The 16,477-nt window shown below is 68.9% G+C and carries 17 protein-coding genes; 8 read left to right on the forward strand and 9 right to left on the reverse strand.

The window, feature by feature from the left end; translation table 11 throughout:
* Positions 1-193: 193 nt before the first annotated feature.
* Positions 194-1,111: a LysR substrate-binding domain-containing protein gene (locus C2U31_RS06700; protein WP_103272131.1), complete on the reverse strand. Its 918-nt coding sequence runs from the start codon at positions 1,109-1,111 to the stop codon at positions 194-196.
* Between the two features lie 201 nt (positions 1,112-1,312).
* Here C2U31_RS06700 and C2U31_RS06705 point away from each other — a divergent pair, with 201 nt between their 5' ends.
* From C2U31_RS06705 to C2U31_RS30745, 3 genes are all read left to right on the forward strand, one after another.
* The gene (locus C2U31_RS06705; protein ID WP_233772681.1) at positions 1,313-1,507 is read left to right on the forward strand and encodes a DUF2917 domain-containing protein; all 195 of its coding nucleotides are present in this window, start codon (positions 1,313-1,315) and stop codon (positions 1,505-1,507) included.
* Positions 1,507-2,163, forward strand: a complete 657-nt coding sequence (locus C2U31_RS06710; RefSeq protein WP_103272133.1) for a 2-hydroxychromene-2-carboxylate isomerase — start codon at positions 1,507-1,509, stop codon at positions 2,161-2,163. Before C2U31_RS06705 ends, C2U31_RS06710 begins: the two co-directional genes overlap by 1 nt.
* 82 nt (positions 2,164-2,245) lie before the next feature.
* Positions 2,246-2,407 carry a hypothetical protein gene (locus tag C2U31_RS30745; RefSeq protein ID WP_199770965.1) on the forward strand — a complete coding sequence of 54 codons (162 nt, stop codon included), beginning with the start codon at positions 2,246-2,248 and terminating at the stop codon, positions 2,405-2,407.
* Positions 2,408-2,476: 69 nt separating this feature from the next.
* Here C2U31_RS30745 and C2U31_RS06715 read toward each other — a convergent pair whose 3' ends face one another.
* Together C2U31_RS06715 and adh are read right to left on the reverse strand one after the other, a co-directional pair.
* The gene (locus C2U31_RS06715) at positions 2,477-2,854 is read right to left on the reverse strand and encodes a DUF779 domain-containing protein (protein ID WP_103272134.1); all 378 of its coding nucleotides are present in this window, start codon (positions 2,852-2,854) and stop codon (positions 2,477-2,479) included.
* Between the two features lie 95 nt (positions 2,855-2,949).
* On the reverse strand, positions 2,950-4,479 hold the full coding sequence (adh, locus tag C2U31_RS06720; RefSeq protein ID WP_103272135.1) for an aldehyde dehydrogenase: 1,530 nt from the start codon (positions 4,477-4,479) through the stop codon (positions 2,950-2,952).
* A gap of 252 nt (positions 4,480-4,731) precedes the next feature.
* On the opposite strand from adh, the gene C2U31_RS06725 reads away from it, so the two are divergent.
* A complete protein-coding gene (locus tag C2U31_RS06725) occupies positions 4,732-6,636 on the forward strand; it encodes a sigma-54-dependent Fis family transcriptional regulator (protein WP_103272136.1) in 1,905 nt (634 codons plus the stop codon).
* 42 nt (positions 6,637-6,678) lie between these two features.
* Here the strand turns inward: C2U31_RS06725 and trpC are convergent, their stop codons facing one another.
* The 6 genes from trpC to rpe form a co-directional block, all read right to left on the reverse strand.
* A complete protein-coding gene (trpC, locus tag C2U31_RS06730) occupies positions 6,679-7,467 on the reverse strand; it encodes an indole-3-glycerol phosphate synthase TrpC (protein ID WP_103272137.1) in 789 nt (262 codons plus the stop codon).
* Complete coding sequence (gene trpD, locus C2U31_RS06735) at positions 7,464-8,495, reverse strand: anthranilate phosphoribosyltransferase (protein ID WP_103272138.1); 1,032 nt, start codon at positions 8,493-8,495, stop codon at positions 7,464-7,466. The genes trpC and trpD overlap by 4 nt, the downstream gene beginning before the upstream one ends.
* A gap of 13 nt (positions 8,496-8,508) precedes the next feature.
* Complete coding sequence (locus tag C2U31_RS06740; protein ID WP_103272139.1) at positions 8,509-9,075, reverse strand: aminodeoxychorismate/anthranilate synthase component II; 567 nt, start codon at positions 9,073-9,075, stop codon at positions 8,509-8,511.
* A gap of 61 nt (positions 9,076-9,136) precedes the next feature.
* Positions 9,137-10,657, reverse strand: a complete 1,521-nt coding sequence (trpE, locus tag C2U31_RS06745; RefSeq protein WP_103272140.1) for an anthranilate synthase component I — start codon at positions 10,655-10,657, stop codon at positions 9,137-9,139.
* Between the two features lie 296 nt (positions 10,658-10,953).
* Positions 10,954-11,682 carry a phosphoglycolate phosphatase gene (locus C2U31_RS06750; RefSeq protein ID WP_103272141.1) on the reverse strand — a complete coding sequence of 243 codons (729 nt, stop codon included), beginning with the start codon at positions 11,680-11,682 and terminating at the stop codon, positions 10,954-10,956.
* A 17-nt stretch (positions 11,683-11,699) separates the two neighbouring features.
* Complete coding sequence (rpe, locus tag C2U31_RS06755; protein WP_103272142.1) at positions 11,700-12,419, reverse strand: ribulose-phosphate 3-epimerase; 720 nt, start codon at positions 12,417-12,419, stop codon at positions 11,700-11,702.
* A 161-nt stretch (positions 12,420-12,580) separates the two neighbouring features.
* On the opposite strand from rpe, the gene apaG reads away from it, so the two are divergent.
* The 4 genes from apaG (at position 12,581) to C2U31_RS06775 (ending at position 16,449) form a co-directional block, all read left to right on the forward strand.
* Positions 12,581-12,955 (forward strand): Co2+/Mg2+ efflux protein ApaG, encoded by a 375-nt coding sequence (gene apaG, locus C2U31_RS06760; protein WP_103272143.1) that lies wholly within the window; start codon positions 12,581-12,583, stop codon positions 12,953-12,955.
* A gap of 29 nt (positions 12,956-12,984) precedes the next feature.
* Positions 12,985-14,280 (forward strand): murein transglycosylase A, encoded by a 1,296-nt coding sequence (locus C2U31_RS06765; RefSeq protein WP_103272144.1) that lies wholly within the window; start codon positions 12,985-12,987, stop codon positions 14,278-14,280.
* On the forward strand, positions 14,277-15,446 hold the full coding sequence (locus C2U31_RS06770; protein ID WP_103272145.1) for a UbiH/UbiF family hydroxylase: 1,170 nt from the start codon (positions 14,277-14,279) through the stop codon (positions 15,444-15,446). The genes C2U31_RS06765 and C2U31_RS06770 overlap by 4 nt, the downstream gene beginning before the upstream one ends.
* 202 nt (positions 15,447-15,648) lie before the next feature.
* Positions 15,649-16,449, forward strand: coding sequence for a DsbC family protein (locus C2U31_RS06775; protein WP_103272146.1), 801 nt, complete (start codon positions 15,649-15,651; stop codon positions 16,447-16,449).
* Positions 16,450-16,477: the final 28 nt, after the last annotated feature.

The following is a 16,477-nucleotide window of genomic DNA, read 5'->3' on the forward strand; positions in this document are numbered from 1 at the left end:
GGGATGCTGCGGACTGCTTCTGGGAAAAGCGCGACGTCAGCGTCGCGCGGGGGCGTGCGGGGCAGGGCGCGTCCGATAGGTTGTTTGCATCATTGCGGAGGCGTTTCGCTGCAGGCCGACGGCATTCTAGCGAAGTCGCGGCCGGTCTTTATAAAGTTCTGTATAAATTTGTCCTCATGGGCCGCCAGGGTAATCAGTCCCCCAATCCGCGCGCCGTGGCCGCCGCCTGCTCCGTCAGCCAGCGCGTCACCACGTCGGCGTCGGGCGTGCTGCGGCGGGCGTTGCGGACCAGCCAGTAGGCGTGTTCGGTGGCGCTGGCCGGTTGTCCGCCCACGGCCGCCAGCCGGCGATCGGCCAGCATGGGCGCGATCAGCGCCAGGCGGCCCAGCGCGATGCCGTGGCCGGCCAGGGCCGCGTGCACGATCTGGTCGTACTGGTTGAAGCGCAGCATGCCCTTGGGCCGCACGCGCGACAGGCCGCGCGCGCTGAGCCATTCGGACCATTGCAGCCAGGGCCGGCTCGGGTCGTCGAATTCCAGCAGCACGTGGCGCTGCAGTTCGCGCGCGTCCAGGCCGCGCACGTCCAGCGTGGGGTGCGCCACCGGCACCACCGATTCGTCGAACATCCAGGCGGCGCCGTCGGGCACGGTGTCGCGCAGACTGTAGCGGATGGCGATGTCCACGCTTTCGCGGTCGATGTCGATGACCCGGTTGTCGGCCGCCACGCGCACATCGATGTCCGGGTGCGCCGCCTGGAAGTCGCCCAGGCGCGGCAGCAGCCACAGCGAGGCCACGCCGATGGTGGTGGTGACGGTGACCGGGGTGCGGCGCTCGGGCGCGCGCAGCTGCTCGGTCAGGTCGCCGAGCTGGGCCAGCCAGATATCGGCCATGCGGAACAGCCGGGCGCCTTCCGACGTGAAGGACACGCTGCGAAAGCCGCGCACCAGCAGCGGCACGCCCAGGTGCGCCTCCAGCGCCCGAATCTGGCGGCTGACGGCGGACTGGGTCACATGCAGGTCCTCGGCGGCCAGCGTGATGCTCATGCGCCGCCCCACGGCCACGAAGCCTCGGACCAGATCAAGCGGGGGCAGTTTGGCCAGTGGGTATGACATTCCTGAAACTCATGCGTAAGGGGCCGAAATATCGCTTGAGCACTATAACGCCTGAAGCGTCCAATATGACTCAGACGATGGGTTCCGTTGTATTTCATGCGAGGGTGCCCGCCGCGATAGCCGTTGCCGCGGCAAGGGGGCGTCATGATCCAGTTATGTTGCACTGCGGGAATGTCATTCCGTTTGGCCGGGCGTTCGACTATGCTGCTCAGACGCGCTTCGGGCCTGCGCATCGTGTGCCACGTCGGCACGCTTTGGGTGTCCGAATACCGCCAACCCGACGACAGCGTGCTGCATGCGGGAGAGGCCATCACCGTGGGCAGCGATCGCGATGTCGTCCTCAGCGGCCTGCCGGATGCGCAGGTCGCGCTAATTCAGGTCGCCGGAGCCCCGTGATGAATGTTCCCCAGCCCGATATGCCGCGCATGCAGATGTGGTTCGATTTCGCCAGCCCGTACAGCTACCTGGCGATCGAGCGCATCGAGGACCTGGCGCGCGAGGCCGGGGTGCGCGTGGAGCTGCGGCCCTTCCTGCTCGGCCCGATCTTCCAGGCCCAGGGCTGGAACGACACGCCGTTCCGGCTGTTTCCGGGCAAGGGCGCCTACATGATGCGTGACATCGTGCGCCTGGCCGACAAGTACGGCGTGATCTACCGCCGTCCGCGCCTGTTCCCGCGCATGAGCGTGCTGCCGGCGCGCATCGCGCTGATGGGACAGGATGAATCCTGGGGGCGCGATTTCTGCCTGGCCGTGTTCCGCGCCAATTTCCAGCACGACCTGGACATCCAGGCCGAGGATGTGGTCCATGACCTGCTGCGCGACCTGGCGCTGGACGCGGACGCGCTGATCGCGCGCGCCAAGACCGAGGCGGTCAAGGAATCGTTGCGCCGCCAGGTCGACCGCGCCCGCAATCTGGGCCTGTTCGGCGCGCCCACCTTCTTCGTCGGCGACGAGATGTTCTGGGGCAACGACCGGCTCGAGGATGCGCTGGAGTGGGCGCAGCAGGGCCCTGCTGCCGCCCGCGCCACGGCCCGCGTCGCCGCGTCGGCCTGAGGCCGTTCAACCGCTTGATGGCCGCGCCACGCGCTTGAACAAGGCCGCGCCCACCGCTTTTTCCCACCCCTTCAGCCTAGCAATGAAGAACTCCAGCAGTCCCTTGCGCGGCGCGCCCATGCCGGGCGGCCGTTCGTTCACCCAATTCCGCGCCGCGCGCATCCGTCGCGTCGCGTTCCAGTGGAAGCAGTCCGGGTCCGCCGATGCCGTGCCGCCGGGCAAGCAGGGGCGGGGCGGCAGCTGATGGGCCCGACTCCCTGTTTCACGGCTGCGCGCGGCCACCTTTGGCCTTGAGCGGTCGCGGAACCGGTTCTCAGCCTCGGCCCACCGGCGCCACGTTCGCCCATTCCTCGTCCGAGTACAGCCGCGAGCGCAGCAGGAAGCGCCGGCCCTCGGCGCTGTCCAGCGAGAAGGCGCCGCCGCGGCCGGGCACGGCGTCGATGATGAGCTGGGTGTGCTCCCAGTAGGCGAACTGGTCCTCGCCCATGTAGAACGGGCAGCCTTCCAGGTCGCCCAGCAGCACGTCGGCGCCGCCCACCATGAATTCGCCCAGCGCGTAGCACATGGGCGAGCTGCCATCGCAGCAGCCGCCGGACTGGTGAAACATCAGCGGGCCGTGCTTGGCCCGCAGCGTGGCGATCAGGTCGCGGGCCGCGTCGGTGGCGACCACGCGCGGCGTGGCTTCGGGCATGGCGTGTCTCCGGTCGCGCGTTGCGGACCCGGTCCGCGGCGCTTGCCTTGGACCGGGCGGGCGGCGGCCGCGACGCCGCCGCCGCTGTCGCCGGATCAGAAGAAGCCCAGCTTCTTTGGCGAGTAGCTCACCAGCAGGTTCTTGGTCTGCTGGTAGTGGTTGAGCATCATCTTGTGGTTCTCGCGCCCGATGCCGGATTGCTTGTAGCCGCCGAACGCCGCGTGCGCCGGATAGGCGTGGTAGCAGTTGGTCCAGACGCGGCCGGCCTTGATGCCGCGGCCCATGCGGTAGCAGGTGTTGACGTCGCGCGACCAGACGCCCGCGCCCAGTCCGTAGAGCGTGTCGTTGGCCTGGCTGAGCGCGTCCTCGGCGTCCTTGAAGGTGGTCACGGCCACCACCGGGCCGAAGATCTCTTCCTGGAAGATGCGCATCTTGTTGTGGCCCTTGAACACCGTGGGCTGCACGAAGTAGCCGTGCTCCAGCGCGCCCGCCAGCTGCGCGCGCGCGCCGCCGGCCAGCACCTGCGCGCCTTCCTGCTTGCCGATGTCCAGGTAGGACAGGATTTTTTCCAGCTGCTCGCTCGACGCCTGCGCGCCCAGCATGGTGTCGGCGTCCAGCGGATTGCCCTGCTTGATCGCCGCCACGCGCTTGAGCGCGCGCTCCATGAACTTCTCGTAGATTGATTCCTGGATCAGCGCTCGGCTGGGGCAGGTGCAGACCTCGCCCTGGTTGAGCGCGAACATCACGAAGCCTTCGACGGCCTTGTCGAAGAAGTCGTCGTCCTCGGCGGCGACGTTGTCGAAGAAGATGTTGGGCGACTTGCCGCCCAGTTCCAGCGTCACCGGGATGATGTTCTGCGACGCGTACTGCATGATGAGGCGGCCGGTGGTGGTCTCGCCGGTGAAGGCGATCTTGGCGATGCGCTTGCTGGAGGCCAGCGGCTTGCCCGCTTCCAGGCCGAAGCCGGTGACGACATTGAGCACGCCCGGCGGCAGGATGTCGGCGACCAGCTCGGCCAGCAGCATGATGCCCAGCGGCGTCTGCTCGGCCGGCTTGAGCACCACGCAGTTGCCGGCGGCCAGCGCCGGGGCGAGCTTCCACGCGGCCATCAGGATGGGGAAGTTCCACGGGATGATCTGCCCGACCACGCCCAGCGGCTCGTTGAAGTGATAGGCCACCGTGTCGTGATCGATCTCGGACAGCCCTCCCTCCTGGCTGCGGATGGCCGAGGCGAAGTAGCGGAAATGGTCGATCGCCAGCGGGATGTCGGCGGCGCGGGCCTCGCGGATGGGCTTGCCGTTGTCCCAGGTCTCGGCCGTGGCCAGGCGCTCCAGGTTGGCTTCCATCGCGTCGGCGATGCGCAGCAGCATGCGCGCGCGCTCGGCCGGCGCGGTGGTGGCCCACTTGGGCGCGGCGCGGTGCGCGGCGTCCAGCGCCATCTCGATGTCGCGCTCCTTGGAGCGGGCGTTGCGCGTCAGCAGCTGGCCGGTGACCGGGGTGAGGTTGTCGAAGTATTCGCCGTCAGCCGGCTTCTGCCAGCGTCCGTCGATGAAATTGTCGTACTGCGGCTTGATGTCGATGCGCGTGCCATAGGTGTCGGGGGTGACGCGGGTCGCGATGTCCATTGCTAGTCTCCGTAAGTGTTTTTATGCAGCGGGTTGATGCAGCGGGAATGGCGGCGGCAGCCTGCCTGCATGCTCTCAAGCAATCCGCGTGCCAACCGGGGACGCGGCTGGACAAGCGCGCGGACCGCGTGCGAAAGTAGGCTTGCGCGCGCCTCCCGCAGGCGCGGACGGCGCAAGTCCGTCCCGGCGCTGTCGCGTTTTGCGACAACGTCGCGCAACAGGTGTCGCAGAACGCCGCTCAAGGAGACATGCATGGCCATCCAGACCCGTCGGCAGTCGCTGACGCAAGCGCGCCTGCTGTTCAATCAGCAGGGCGCGGTGCCCGGCGGCATGGTCGCCGAGCCGATCCTGCGTTCGTGGCGGCGCTGCGCCGACCTGGGTTTCGACATGCGCGGCCTGCGCCCCGCCGAACCGCTGACCCAGGCCGAGCTGCGCGAGGCCCGCGAGCGCAACGAGGCGCTGCGCCGCATGTCCGATCCTGTCATGGCCGAGCTGCGCAAGCGTGCGCACGGGCAGGGCGGCCTGGTGATCCTGTCCGATTCGCGCGGCCTGGTGCTGGATTGCGGCGGCGACCTGGATTTCGCCCAGCGCGCATCGCGCATCGCCCTGATGCCCGGCTCTCCCTGGGACGAGGCCGCGGCTGGCACCAATGCCATCGGCACGGCGCTGGTCGAGGGCCGTTCCATCGTCGTGCACGGGGCCGAGCACTATTTCGAGCCCAACCGCATCCTGACCTGCGCGGCGGTGCCGGTGTGCGACAGCCAGGGACGGATCCTGGGCGTGCTGGACCTGTCCAGCCAGGCGGGCGGCATCCGGCCCGATGCGCTGGCCCTGGTGCGTGCCGCCGTGGACCAGATCGAACATCGCCTGTTCGCGCAGGCGCACGAGCGCGACACCGTGCTGCGCCTGCATGCCGATCCGGCCGGGCTGGGGGCGCCGGGCGAGGCGCTGCTGGCCTTCCGGGGCGACCTGCTGGTCGGGGCCAACCGGCTGGCGCTGCGGGCGCTGGAACTCTCGGCCACGGCGCTGGGCGTGTATCGCCATGAAGACCTGTTCGAAGACGCGCTGACGCACGCGCCCGATGCCACGGGCCGGGTGCAGGCGCGCAACGGCGCCGTCTATCACGCGCGGCTGAGCCTGCCGCCGTCGCCCGCGCCGCGCGTCGTGCCGGCGCCTGAACGCAGTCAGCCCCGCGCCGTCGCGCCCGCGCCAGCCGCCGTCAGCCTGGACGCGGCGGCGCTGGACGCGCTGGGTCGATCTGTGCACCTGATGGATGCCGGCGTATCCATTCTGCTGCAGGGCGAAACCGGCGCGGGCAAGGAAGTGTTCGCGCGCCAGATGCATGCGCGCAGCCGGCGCGCCGCCGGGCCGTTCGTGGCGGTGAACTGCGCGGCGCTGCCTGAAAGCCTGATCGAATCCGAACTCTTCGGCTATGAAGACGGGGCCTTCACCGGCGCGCGCCGCCAGGGCAGCAAGGGGCTGCTGCGGCAGGCGCATGGGGGCGTGCTGTTCCTGGACGAGATCGGCGACATGCCGCTGGCCTTGCAGTCGCGCCTGTTGCGCGTGCTGCAGGAGCGCGAGGTATCGCCGCTGGGCGGGGCGCGGCCGGTGCCGGTGGATTTCGCGCTGCTGTGCGCCACGCATCGCCCGCTGGCGCACGAGGGCGCGGATGCGCCGGTGCGGCCGGACCTGTATTTCCGCATCGCCGAATACACGGTGACGCTGGGGCCGCTGCGCGAGCGGACGGACCTGCGCGAGCTGCTGCGCACGCTCTGGAACGCGCAGGGCGCGGCGACGGCGTTGCCGCCCGTGGTCGAGCGGGCGTTGGCCAGCTACGCCTGGCCGGGCAATTACCGGCAGCTGGTCTCGGTGCTGCGCACGTTGCGCGTGCTGGCCGGCCCGTCGGGCGTGGCGGGCTTGTCGATGTTGCCGGAGGAGATCCAGCGCGGGGGCGTTGATGCGGCGCGGCATGCGCCGCGCCAGCCCGAGGAGGCGTCGCCGCCCAGCCTGCAGGCCTTGGCAGACGCGGCCATCCGCGAGGCGCTGGCCGCGCATGGCGGCAATGTCAGCCGTGCGGCGCGTGTGCTGGGCGTGCACCGCAGCACGCTGTACCGGCGCGTGGCGGCGCTGGAAGCGGCCCGGGCCGAACGGCCGTAGGCTGTCCGGGACCGGGCCCGCTGGAGATCAGGGGGCAGGGGATCAGCGGATCAGCCGCGCCAGTTCCGCGCCCGGATCGGGCGCGCGCATGAAGGCTTCGCCCACCAGGAAGGCGTCGACCTTGTGCTGGCGCATCAGCTGAACATCCTCGGGCTTGAGGATGCCGCTTTCGGTCACGACGCGCTTGCCGGCGGGAATCAGGGGCAGCAGGTCCAGCGTGTTCGACAGGCTGGTCTCGAAGGTGCGCAGGTTGCGGTTGTTGATGCCCAGCAGCGGCGTCTTCATCGTAAGCGCGACTTCAAGTTCCTTGGCGTCGTGCACTTCCACCAGCACGTCCATGCCCAGTTCCATCGCCAGCGTTTCCATCTCGCGCAGCTGGCCGGGGCTGAGCGCGGCCACGATCAGCAGCACGCAGTCGGCGCCCATGGCGCGGGCCGAGATGATCTGGTAGGGGTCGATCACGAAGTCCTTGCGCAGCACCGGCAGGGAGCAGGCCGCGCGGGCCTGGCGCAGGTGGTCGTGCGAGCCCTGGAAGAACTGCACGTCGGTCAGCACCGACAGGCAGGCCGCGCCGTGCACGGCATACGAGGCGGCGATCTCGGCCGGGCTGAATGTTTCGCGCAGCACGCCCTTGGACGGCGAGGCCTTCTTGATTTCGGCGATCACGCCGGGCTTGCCTTGCGAGATCTTGTCTTCGATGGATTGCGCGAAGCCGCGCACGTCCTGCCGGGCCTGCGCCTCGCGCAGGACTTCGGCTTCGCTGCGCATCTGGCGTGCGGCTGCGACTTCCTCGGCCTTGACGGCGAGGATCTTCGCGAGAATGTCGTTCATTTTTGGAATTTCCGGGTGTATGCGCAGAATTCTTCGAGCTTGGCGCGTGCGGCGCCGGTGGCGATCATTTCGAATGCTAGCGCCAAGGCTTCGGGAATGGAACCAGCTTTGTTACCGGCATAGATGGCCAGACCCGCGTTGAGCGCGACGATATCACGGGCGGCGCCCTCGGCATTGTCCAGCGCCTCGATGACAAGCGCACGCGATTCCTCGCGATTGGATACCTTGATGCTGCGGTTCGACATCATGGACAGGCCGTAGTCCTCGGGATGGATCTCATATTCCGAGACTTTGCCGTCCTTGAGTTCGCCCACCAGCGTGGCCGCGCCCAGCGAGGCCTCGTCCATGCCGTCCTTGCCATGCACCACCAGCACATGGCGCGAGCCCAGGCGCTCCAGCACGCGCACCTGGATGCCGACCAGGTCGGCGTGGAACACGCCCATCAGCTGGTTGGCGGCGCCGGCCGGGTTGGTCAGCGGGCCCAGGATGTTGAAGATGGTGCGCACGGCCAGTTCCTTGCGCACGGCGGCCACGTTCTTCATGGCGCCGTGGTGGGCGGGCGCGAACATGAAGCCGATGCCGGTGGCCTGGATGCATTCGGCCACCTGCTCGGGCGACAGCGTCAGGTTGGCGCCCAGCGCTTCCAGCACATCGGCGCTGCCGCTGGACGAGGAGGCGCTGCGGTTGCCGTGCTTGGCGATGGGCACGCCGGCGGCGGCGGCCACGAACATGGACGTGGTGGAGATGTTGAAGGTGTGGCTGCCGTCGCCGCCCGTGCCGCACATGTCGAGCAGGTCGGCCGGATTGGGCGTGACCACGGGCGTGGCGAATTCGCGCATGACCTGCGCGGCGGCGGTGATCTCGCCGATGGTTTCCTTCTTGACGCGCAGGCCCATCAGCAGGGCGCTGGCGATCTGCGGCGACATCTCGCCGCGCATCAGCATGCGCATGAGATGCAGCATCTCGTCATGGAAGATTTCGCGGTGTTCGATACAGCGCGTGAGCGCTTCGGCGGCGGAAATGGTCACGATGCGTCCTTCTTCAGGCGAGGTTCAGGAAATTGCGCAGCAGCGCGTGGCCGTGCTCGCTGAGCACGGACTCGGGATGGAACTGCACGCCGTATAGCGGCAGGGTCTTGTGGCGCACGCCCATGATGTCGCCGTCGGGCGCCGTGGCCGTGACGGCCAGGCAGTCGGGCAGCGTGGCCGGGTCTATGGTCAGAGAGTTGTATCGGATCACCGTGTAGGGCGTGGGCAGGCCGGTGAAGATGTCGGTGCCGGTGTGCGAGATGCGGACGGTCTTGCCGTGCATGATCTGCTGGGCGCGCACGATGTCGCCGCCGAAAGCCGCGCCGATCGCCTGATGGCCCAGGCACACGCCCAGGATGGGCTTCTTGCCGGCGTAGGCCTGGATCACGGGCACCGAGATGCCAGCCTCGGCCGGCGAGGAGGGGCCGGGCGACACGCAGATGCGGTCGGGGTTGAGCGCGGCGATCTCCTCCAGCGTGATCTGGTCGTTGCGCGCGACGCGCACGTCCTCGCCCAGTTCGCCGAAGTACTGCACCAGGTTGTAGGTAAACGAATCGTAGTTGTCGATCATCAGCAGCATGTTCTTCTCTCCTGGGGAGCCGGGGCCGGCTCCGCTGGTCGTATCGGTTGTCGGGGAGCGCTCAGATGGGTTCGTCCAGGCCGTGCTGCACCTGCTCGGCCGCGCGCAGCACGGCGCGGGCCTTGGCTTCGGTCTCGGCCCATTCGGCTTCCGGATTGGAGTCGGCGACGATGCCGGCGGCGGCCTGCACATACAGCGTGCCGTCCTTGATCACGCCGGTGCGGATGGCGATGGCCACGTCCATCTCGCCGCCATAGCTCAGGTAGCCGGCCGCGCCGCCGTAGATGCCGCGGCGCACCGGTTCCAGTTCGTCGATGAGCTTCATGGCCTCGACCTTGGGCGCGCCGGTCAGCGTGCCGGCGGGGAAGGAGGCGCGCAGCACGTCCATGCTGCTCATGCCGGGATTAAGGGTGCCGGTGACGTTGGACACCAGGTGCATCACGTGCGAGTAGCGTTCGATCACCATGGTGTCGCTGACCTTGACCGAGCCCACCTCGGCCACGCGGCCGACGTCATTGCGCGCCAGGTCGATCAGCATGACGTGCTCGGCCACTTCCTTGGGATCGGCCTTCAGTTCGGCCGCCAGCGCCGCGTCCTCTTCCGGCGTGGCGCCGCGCTTGCGGGTGCCGGCCAGCGGGCGGATGGTGATCTGGGACTTCGGTACGCCGTTGTCGACGATGCGCTCCTGGCGCACCAGGATCTCGGGCGAGGCGCCCACGACCTGGAAGTCGCCGAAGTTCCAGAAGTACATGTAGGGGGAGGGATTGAGGGACCGCAGGGCTCGGTAGAGGGAGAGGGGCGAATCGCGGAAGGGCTTGGCGATGACTTGTCCGACCTGGACCTGCATCAGATCGCCGGCGGCGATGTGTTCCTTGGCGCGGTGCACGGCCGCCAGATAGTCTTCCTTCTTGAAATCACGCCGTTCCTCGGTCTGCATGCTGGCGTGGCTGTACGGGATTTCCACCGGGCGTCGCAGCCGCGCGCGCAGGTCGTGCAGGCGCTGCTGGGCGCGGCTGTAGGCCTCGGGCTGGGCCGGGTCGGCGTAGACCATCAGGTAGATGCGGCCGGCCAGGTTGTCGACGATGACCAGCTCGTCCACGTGCATCAGCATCAGGTCCGGCGTGCCGCCTTCCATGCCGGCCGGGAAGGGCTTGACCGCCGGGCCCAGGCAGGGCTCGATGTGGCGCACCGTGTCGTAGCCGAAATAGCCCGCCAGGCCGCCGCAGAAACGCGGCATGCCGGGGCGCAGCGCGACCTTGAAGCGCGCCTGGTATTGCTCGATGAATGCCAGCGGGTTGCCGTCATGGGTTTCGCTGACCTTGCCGTCGTGCAGCACCTCGGTGCGCGTGCCGCTGGCGCGGATCACCGTGCGCGCCGGCAGGCCGATGAACGAATAGCGGCCGAAGCGCTCGCCGCCCACCACCGATTCCATCAGGCAGGTCATGCGGCCGGCCTGGGGGCCGGCATGGGCCAGCTTCAGGTAGATGCCCAGCGGCGTGTCCAGGTCGGCATAGGTCTCGGCCACCAGCGGGATGCGGTTGTAGCCTTGGGCGGCGAGGGCTTTGAATTCGATTTCGGTCATGTCGGGTCTCGTCGGCGATGGTTTGCGGGGGTGTCGCGGTATTCGCGGGGTTTCGCATTCGGGACCGGGCGCGCAACAAAAAAGCCCGGTCCAGGTTACTGGTTCCGGGCTTGGCGCTGTGCTTGCACAGTGTCGGCGCTAGGCGGCTACGTCGCGTCTAGGGCCGGGAAGGGAATCATCGCCACCCGGAAGACAAACGCCACCAGCGCCACGAGGCGCCGAGCATTTGGTTCTGGATGGAAATGTTCATGTGTTGTGCGAGCGTTCTTGCGTTGCGCAGGGTTTTGCGTTGTCGATCAGGCTTGCGGCCCGGCGATGCCATGATGGATTTCAGCTGCGTCCCTGTTTTGATTCCAGAGCGCGACCCACCGGGCGGCGTCGACAAGCGTGTCCACTATACCATCGACATCCAGCTCGCGCACGTCACGACCTTCGTTGTAGCCATAAGGCACCACCAGCACCTGGGTGCCGGCATTGCGCCCGGCCTGGGCGTCGTTGATGGAGTCGCCGATGGTCACGGCCTCGCGCGGGGCCACGCCCAGCAGCTCGCAGGCATGCAGCACCTGATCCGGATCGGGCTTGCGCCGGGCGCAGGTGTCGCCGCAGACCACGGCGTCGAAAAAGCCCGCCAGGCCGGCGCGCTGCAAGAGCGGAAGGGTGAATTCGGTGGGTTTGTTGGTCACCACCGCCAGCTTCAGTCCTTGCTCGCGCAGGTGCTTCAGGCCCTCGATCACGGCGGGGTAGACGGTGGCCTTCTCGCCGTTCACCTCGTGGTAGTGGCGGTGGAAGATCTCGCGGGCATGGGCGAAGGCGTCGGCGTCCGGCTCGGCCGCCTCCAGGCTGCCGGCCAGGCTGCGGCGCACCAGGTTGTCCACGCCCTTGCCGACGAAGGTGGCCACCACGTCCTCGCGCAGCGGCGCCATGCCCAGCTCCACGCGCATGGCGTTGGCGGCCCAGGCCAGATCGGGGATGGAGTCCAGCAGGGTGCCGTCCAGGTCCAGCAGCGCGGCGCGGAATGCGGTCATGGCGTTGTTCCCGAGGCTCAGGCGGACAGGCTCTCGCCCAGCGCGATCTGCTCGCGCATGGACTTGATGATGCCGGGGTAGTCGGGCTTGCCGAAGATGGCCGAGCCGGCCACGAAGGTGTCGGCGCCGGCGCGGCGGATCTCGGCGATGTTGTCGATCTTGACCCCGCCGTCGACCTGCAGCGCTATCGGCTGGCCGCCGGCCTGGGTCCAGGCGTCGATCCGGGCGCGCGCCTCGCGCAGCTTGGCCAGGGTGCTGGGGATGAAGCTCTGGCCGCCGAAGCCGGGGTTCACCGACATGAGCAGCACCAGGTCGATCTTGTCCATCACGTGGTCCATCAGCGACAGCGGCGTGGCCGGGTTGAACACCAGTCCGGCCTTGCAGCCTTGCTCGCGGATCAGCGACAGCGTGCGGTGCACGTGGCGGCTGGCCTCCGGGTGGAAGCTGATGTAGTCGGCGCCGGCCTTGGCGAACATGGGCACCAGCTCGTCCACCGGCTCGACCATGAGGTGCACGTCGATGGGCACCGTCACGTGCGGGCGGATCGCCGCACAGACCATCGGGCCGATGGTCAGGTTGGGCACGTAGTGGTTGTCCATCACGTCGAAGTGGATCCAGTCGGCGCCGGCGGCGACGACGTCGCGCACTTCCTCGCCCAGGCGGGCGAAGTCGGCGGACAGGATGCTGGGAGTGATGCGGGTGGCGTTCGACATGGCGTTCGGGGTGCGGGAGGGCATAATGTGCCATTATTGCAGTTTGGGGCGCGAAGTCGGGAAAAGCCCTTGCGGCGGCGTCCGTCCGCGGTTGTCCGACAAGCGCGCCGCCAGCGCGTCCTGGAACGCCCTGGCGTGGCGCCAGGAGCCGCCCCGGGTGCATCATCCCCACACAGGGAAGGACTGTGAAACCTTACGACCTCAGCGTCTCTGTCTCTCCGCGCTTCGTTCCCGAACAGTCCGATCCGGGCGAGCACCAGTTCGTGTTCGCCTATACCGTTCGCATCACCAACACCGGCGAACACCCGGCCCAGGTGATCAGCCGCCACTGGATCATCACCGACGGCAACCAGCGCGTGCAGGAAGTGCGCGGGCTGGGCGTGGTCGGGCAGCAGCCCCTGCTGGCGCCCGGCGAGACCTTCGAATACACCAGCGGCTGCCCGCTGCCCACCCCGGTGGGCACGATGCGCGGCACCTATCATTGCGTCGGCGAGAACGGCATCCCGTTCGAGGTGCCGATTTCCGAATTCGTCCTGGCGATGCCGCGTACCTTGCACTGACGCCGCGAGGCGACTGTTTTTTCTGGCCCATGAAGCGCATTCTCTGTCTGTCCGTGCTATCGGCGCTGCTTGCCGCGTGCACCACCACCTCCGAAATCCCCCCTGAATCGGGCGCTGGCCCAGGCATATCGGCCCCCGCGGCCGAAGGCCCGCTGCGCGTGCCGTCGCTGTCGGCGCTGGCGGACACGCCGCCGCGCGCGCTGGCCGGCAAGCTCAAGCCCGCTTCCTGGGCCGAGATGCCCGGCTGGAGCAACGACGACCTGTCGCAGTTCTGGCCGTTGTTCATCCGCAATTGCCGCGGGCTGATGCGGCCCACCAGCGGCAACCTGGCCGCGCCGGCCCGCGCCACGCCGCGCGCCTGGCAGCCGGTCTGCGCGGCCGCGGCCGATCCGGCGCGCGCGCCGGCGGCGGGCGACGGCGAGGGCGTGCGCCGCTTCCTGCAAACCTATCTGCAACCCTGGCGGCTGAATGCCGCCGACGGCAAGCCGGCCACGAACACCGTCACCGGCTATTACGAGCCGCTGGTGCGCGGTTCGCGGCGGCAGGGCGGCGCCTATCAATGGCCGCTGTACACCGTGCCGGCGGACCTGCTGACCATCGACCTGGGGTCGGTGTATCCGGAACTGGCCGGCAAGCGCGTGCGCGGCAAGCTCGACGGCAAGCGCGTCGTGCCCTACGACACCCGCGCCGCCATCGAGGCCTCGGGCCGCCGTCCGCCCGTGCTGGTGTGGGTGGACGATCCGGTGGACAACTTCTTTCTGCAGGTGCAGGGTTCGGGCCGCGTGCTGCTGACCGACGGCCCCGATTCGGGCAAGACCATCCGCGTGGCCTACGCCGATCACAACGGCCAGCCCTACGCGTCCATTGGCCGCTGGCTGATCGACCGGGGCGAACTGTCGGCCGACCAGGCCTCCATGCAGAACATCCGCGCCTGGGCGCAGCGCAACCCGAAGCGCGTGCCGGAAATGCTCAATGCCAACCCGGCCGTGGTGTTCTTCCGCGAGGAAGCCGTGGTTGATCCGGAACAGGGGCCCAAGGGCGCCTACGGCATCGCTCTGGCGCCGCAGCGTTCGGTGGCGGTGGACGCCGGTTTCGTGCCTCTGGGCACGCCGGTGTTCCTGGCCACCACGTATCCCGCGTCCGACCGGCCGTTGCAGCGGCTGGTGTTCGCCCAGGACACCGGCACCGCCATCCGCGGCGCGGCGCGGGCCGACTTCTATTGGGGCTACGGCGAGGAAGCCGGGCAGCAGGCGGGCCGCATGAAGCAGCGCGGCCAGATGTGGCTGCTGTGGCCCAAACAGGCAGGGGAGCCCAGCGCGCGATGACTCATCAGATCGTAGTCTGCGGGGCCGGCATCGTCGGCCTGTCGACCGCCCTGGCGTTGGCCCGGCGCGGGCAGCGCGTGGCCGTGCTGGCCCCGCGCGCCTCGGTGCCGGCGGCCGAAGCCGACCACTACCACCCGCGCGTGTACGCGATCTCCCCGGCCAGCCAGCGGTTCCTGGCCGGCCTGGGCGTCTGGGACGCCATGCCCGCCGCCCGGCTGACGCCGGTACAGGCCATGGAGATCCACGGCGACGCCGACGGCGAGGTCCATCTCAACGCCTGGCAGGCGGCGCTGCCGCAACTGGCCTGGATCGTCGAATCGGGCGAGATCGAGCGCGTGCTGATCCAGGCCGTGCGCCTGTTCGGCATTCCCTGGATCGAGGACCGCTGCGCGGGCTACGCCAACGGCGAGATCCAGACGGAGAACGGGGCCCGCATCCGCGCCGAGCTGTTCGTGGGCGCCGACGGCGCGGCCTCGCCGCTGCGCGAGGCCGCTGGCCTCAAACACGAGGCGGTGCCGTACAAGGACACCGGACTGGTGGTGCACCTGGACGCCGAACGGCCGCACCAGGGCACCGCCGTTCAGTGGTTCCGCGACGACGGCGTGCTGGCGCTGCTGCCGCTGCCGGACACGTCCGACGGCGCGCAGGTGTCGATGGTCTGGTCCATGCGCGAAGAGGCCGCGGCGCGGCTGCTGGCCTTGCCGCAGGGCGAGCAGGCCGCCGCGCTGGAAGGACTGCTGGCGCACGCGGCCGAGGGCCGGCTGGGCAAGTTGACGGTGCGCAGCAAGCTGCATGGCTTTCCGCTGACGCTGGAACGCGCGCAGATGGTGGCGCCGGGCATCGCGCTGGCGGGCGATGCCGCGCACCGCCTGCATCCTTTGGCGGGCCAGGGGCTGAACCTGGGCCTGGGCGACGTCGAGGCGCTGGTCGAGGCCGTGGCCGGCCGCGAACCCTACCGCCAGGCGGGCGACCTGCGGGTGCTGCACCGTTACCAGCGCGCCCGCGCCGAGCCGGTGCTGGCCATGCGCCTGGCCACCGACGGCCTGCACAAGCTGTTCGCCGCGCGCGCCACGCCGCTGGCCTGGCTGCGCAACGCCGGCATGCGCTGGGTCGAGCACGCGCCGATGATCAAGCGGCATCTGATCGCGGGCGCATCGAAGAACTAGCCTGCCTGAGAGGGGCGCGCGAGAGGTCATCGGTCGCAGTACGGTTGGGACGGGTCCGACCTGATGAAAAATGGGGTCGGGTTGGCAGGCGAGTGGAACCTCGCCTTCCCGTCCCGGTCTGATGGCTCTGCGGGCGCTGCGCCCCTACGCGGATCGGTTACCCTTTCCGCCAAGAAATCGACATATCTGCACAGGAGTCCCCATGAATTTCCGAGTTTCGGCCGCGTTGGCGGCTTGTTGCCTGGCCGTGGGCGGCCTGGGCCTGTCGGCCCCGGTCCTGGCCAAGGAAGACAAGTCCGTGTCCACCGTCACCACCGGCCAGGCCGGCAAGGGCGACAAGGTGGTGTCCACGACCCAGGTGGCGCCCGCGGACCCCGTGGCCGACGCGGTGAAGGATCGCTTCCGCCAGCGCTTTTCCGGCATGGACGTGACCGCCGTGCGGCGCACGCCTTATGGCCTGTTCGAAGTGCAGCTGGGCATGGATCTGATCTACACCGATGAAAAAGTGACCTGGGTCATGGAAGGTCCGTTGATCGACGCCATGACGCGCCGCGACGTGACCCGCGAATCCCAGGAAAAGCTCAGTGCCGTGACCTTCGACCAGCTGCCGCTGGACCTGGCGATCAAACAGGTCAAGGGCGACGGCTCGCGCAAGGTCGCGATCTTCGAGGATCCGAACTGCGGCTATTGCAAGCAGCTGCGCAAGACCATGGAATCGGTGGACAACGTGACCATCTACACGTTCCTGTACCCGATCCTGTCGCCCGATTCCAAGATCAAGGTGCGCGACGTCTGGTGCGCCAAGGACCAGGGCAAGACCTGGGACGACTGGATGCTGCGCGGCCAGAAGCCGGCCGCCGCCGAATGCGACGTGCCCGAGGCCAAGCTGCTGGCGCTGGGCCAGCGCCTGATGGTGCGCGGCACGCCGACGCTGTTCTTCGCCGACGGTTCCCGCATCAGCGGCGCGCTGCCGCTGGACCAGCTGAAAGAACGCCTGAACTGATCCGCCCCGCCCGCGCCGGCCGGGGGCT

Origin of the sequence: Achromobacter sp. AONIH1 (assembly GCF_002902905.1) — a bacterium.
Classification (GTDB): Bacteria; Pseudomonadota; Gammaproteobacteria; order Burkholderiales; family Burkholderiaceae_B; genus Achromobacter.

Bases quoted from the DNA above. Each gene is read 5' to 3' on its own strand.
- trpE (WP_103272140.1), bottom strand. From the start codon at position 10,657: ATGACCGAAATCGAATTCAAAGCCCTCGCCGCCCAAGGCTACAACCGC.
- C2U31_RS06775 (WP_103272146.1), top strand. From the start codon at position 15,649: ATGAATTTCCGAGTTTCGGCCGCGTTGGCGGCTTGTTGCCTGGCCGTG.
- C2U31_RS30745 (WP_199770965.1), top strand. From the start codon at position 2,246: ATGAAGAACTCCAGCAGTCCCTTGCGCGGCGCGCCCATGCCGGGCGGC.
- C2U31_RS06740 (WP_103272139.1), bottom strand. From the start codon at position 9,075: ATGCTGCTGATGATCGACAACTACGATTCGTTTACCTACAACCTGGTG.
- C2U31_RS06705 (WP_233772681.1), top strand. From the start codon at position 1,313: ATGCTGCTCAGACGCGCTTCGGGCCTGCGCATCGTGTGCCACGTCGGC.
- adh (WP_103272135.1), bottom strand. From the start codon at position 4,479: ATGGACATCGCGACCCGCGTCACCCCCGACACCTATGGCACGCGCATC.
- C2U31_RS06710 (WP_103272133.1), top strand. From the start codon at position 1,507: ATGAATGTTCCCCAGCCCGATATGCCGCGCATGCAGATGTGGTTCGAT.
- C2U31_RS06700 (WP_103272131.1), bottom strand. From the start codon at position 1,111: ATGTCATACCCACTGGCCAAACTGCCCCCGCTTGATCTGGTCCGAGGC.
- C2U31_RS06750 (WP_103272141.1), bottom strand. From the start codon at position 11,682: ATGACCGCATTCCGCGCCGCGCTGCTGGACCTGGACGGCACCCTGCTG.
- C2U31_RS06715 (WP_103272134.1), bottom strand. From the start codon at position 2,854: ATGCCCGAAGCCACGCCGCGCGTGGTCGCCACCGACGCGGCCCGCGAC.
- C2U31_RS06725 (WP_103272136.1), top strand. From the start codon at position 4,732: ATGGCCATCCAGACCCGTCGGCAGTCGCTGACGCAAGCGCGCCTGCTG.
- rpe (WP_103272142.1), bottom strand. From the start codon at position 12,419: ATGCCCTCCCGCACCCCGAACGCCATGTCGAACGCCACCCGCATCACT.
- trpC (WP_103272137.1), bottom strand. From the start codon at position 7,467: ATGAACGACATTCTCGCGAAGATCCTCGCCGTCAAGGCCGAGGAAGTC.
- C2U31_RS06770 (WP_103272145.1), top strand. From the start codon at position 14,277: ATGACTCATCAGATCGTAGTCTGCGGGGCCGGCATCGTCGGCCTGTCG.
- C2U31_RS06765 (WP_103272144.1), top strand. From the start codon at position 12,985: ATGAAGCGCATTCTCTGTCTGTCCGTGCTATCGGCGCTGCTTGCCGCG.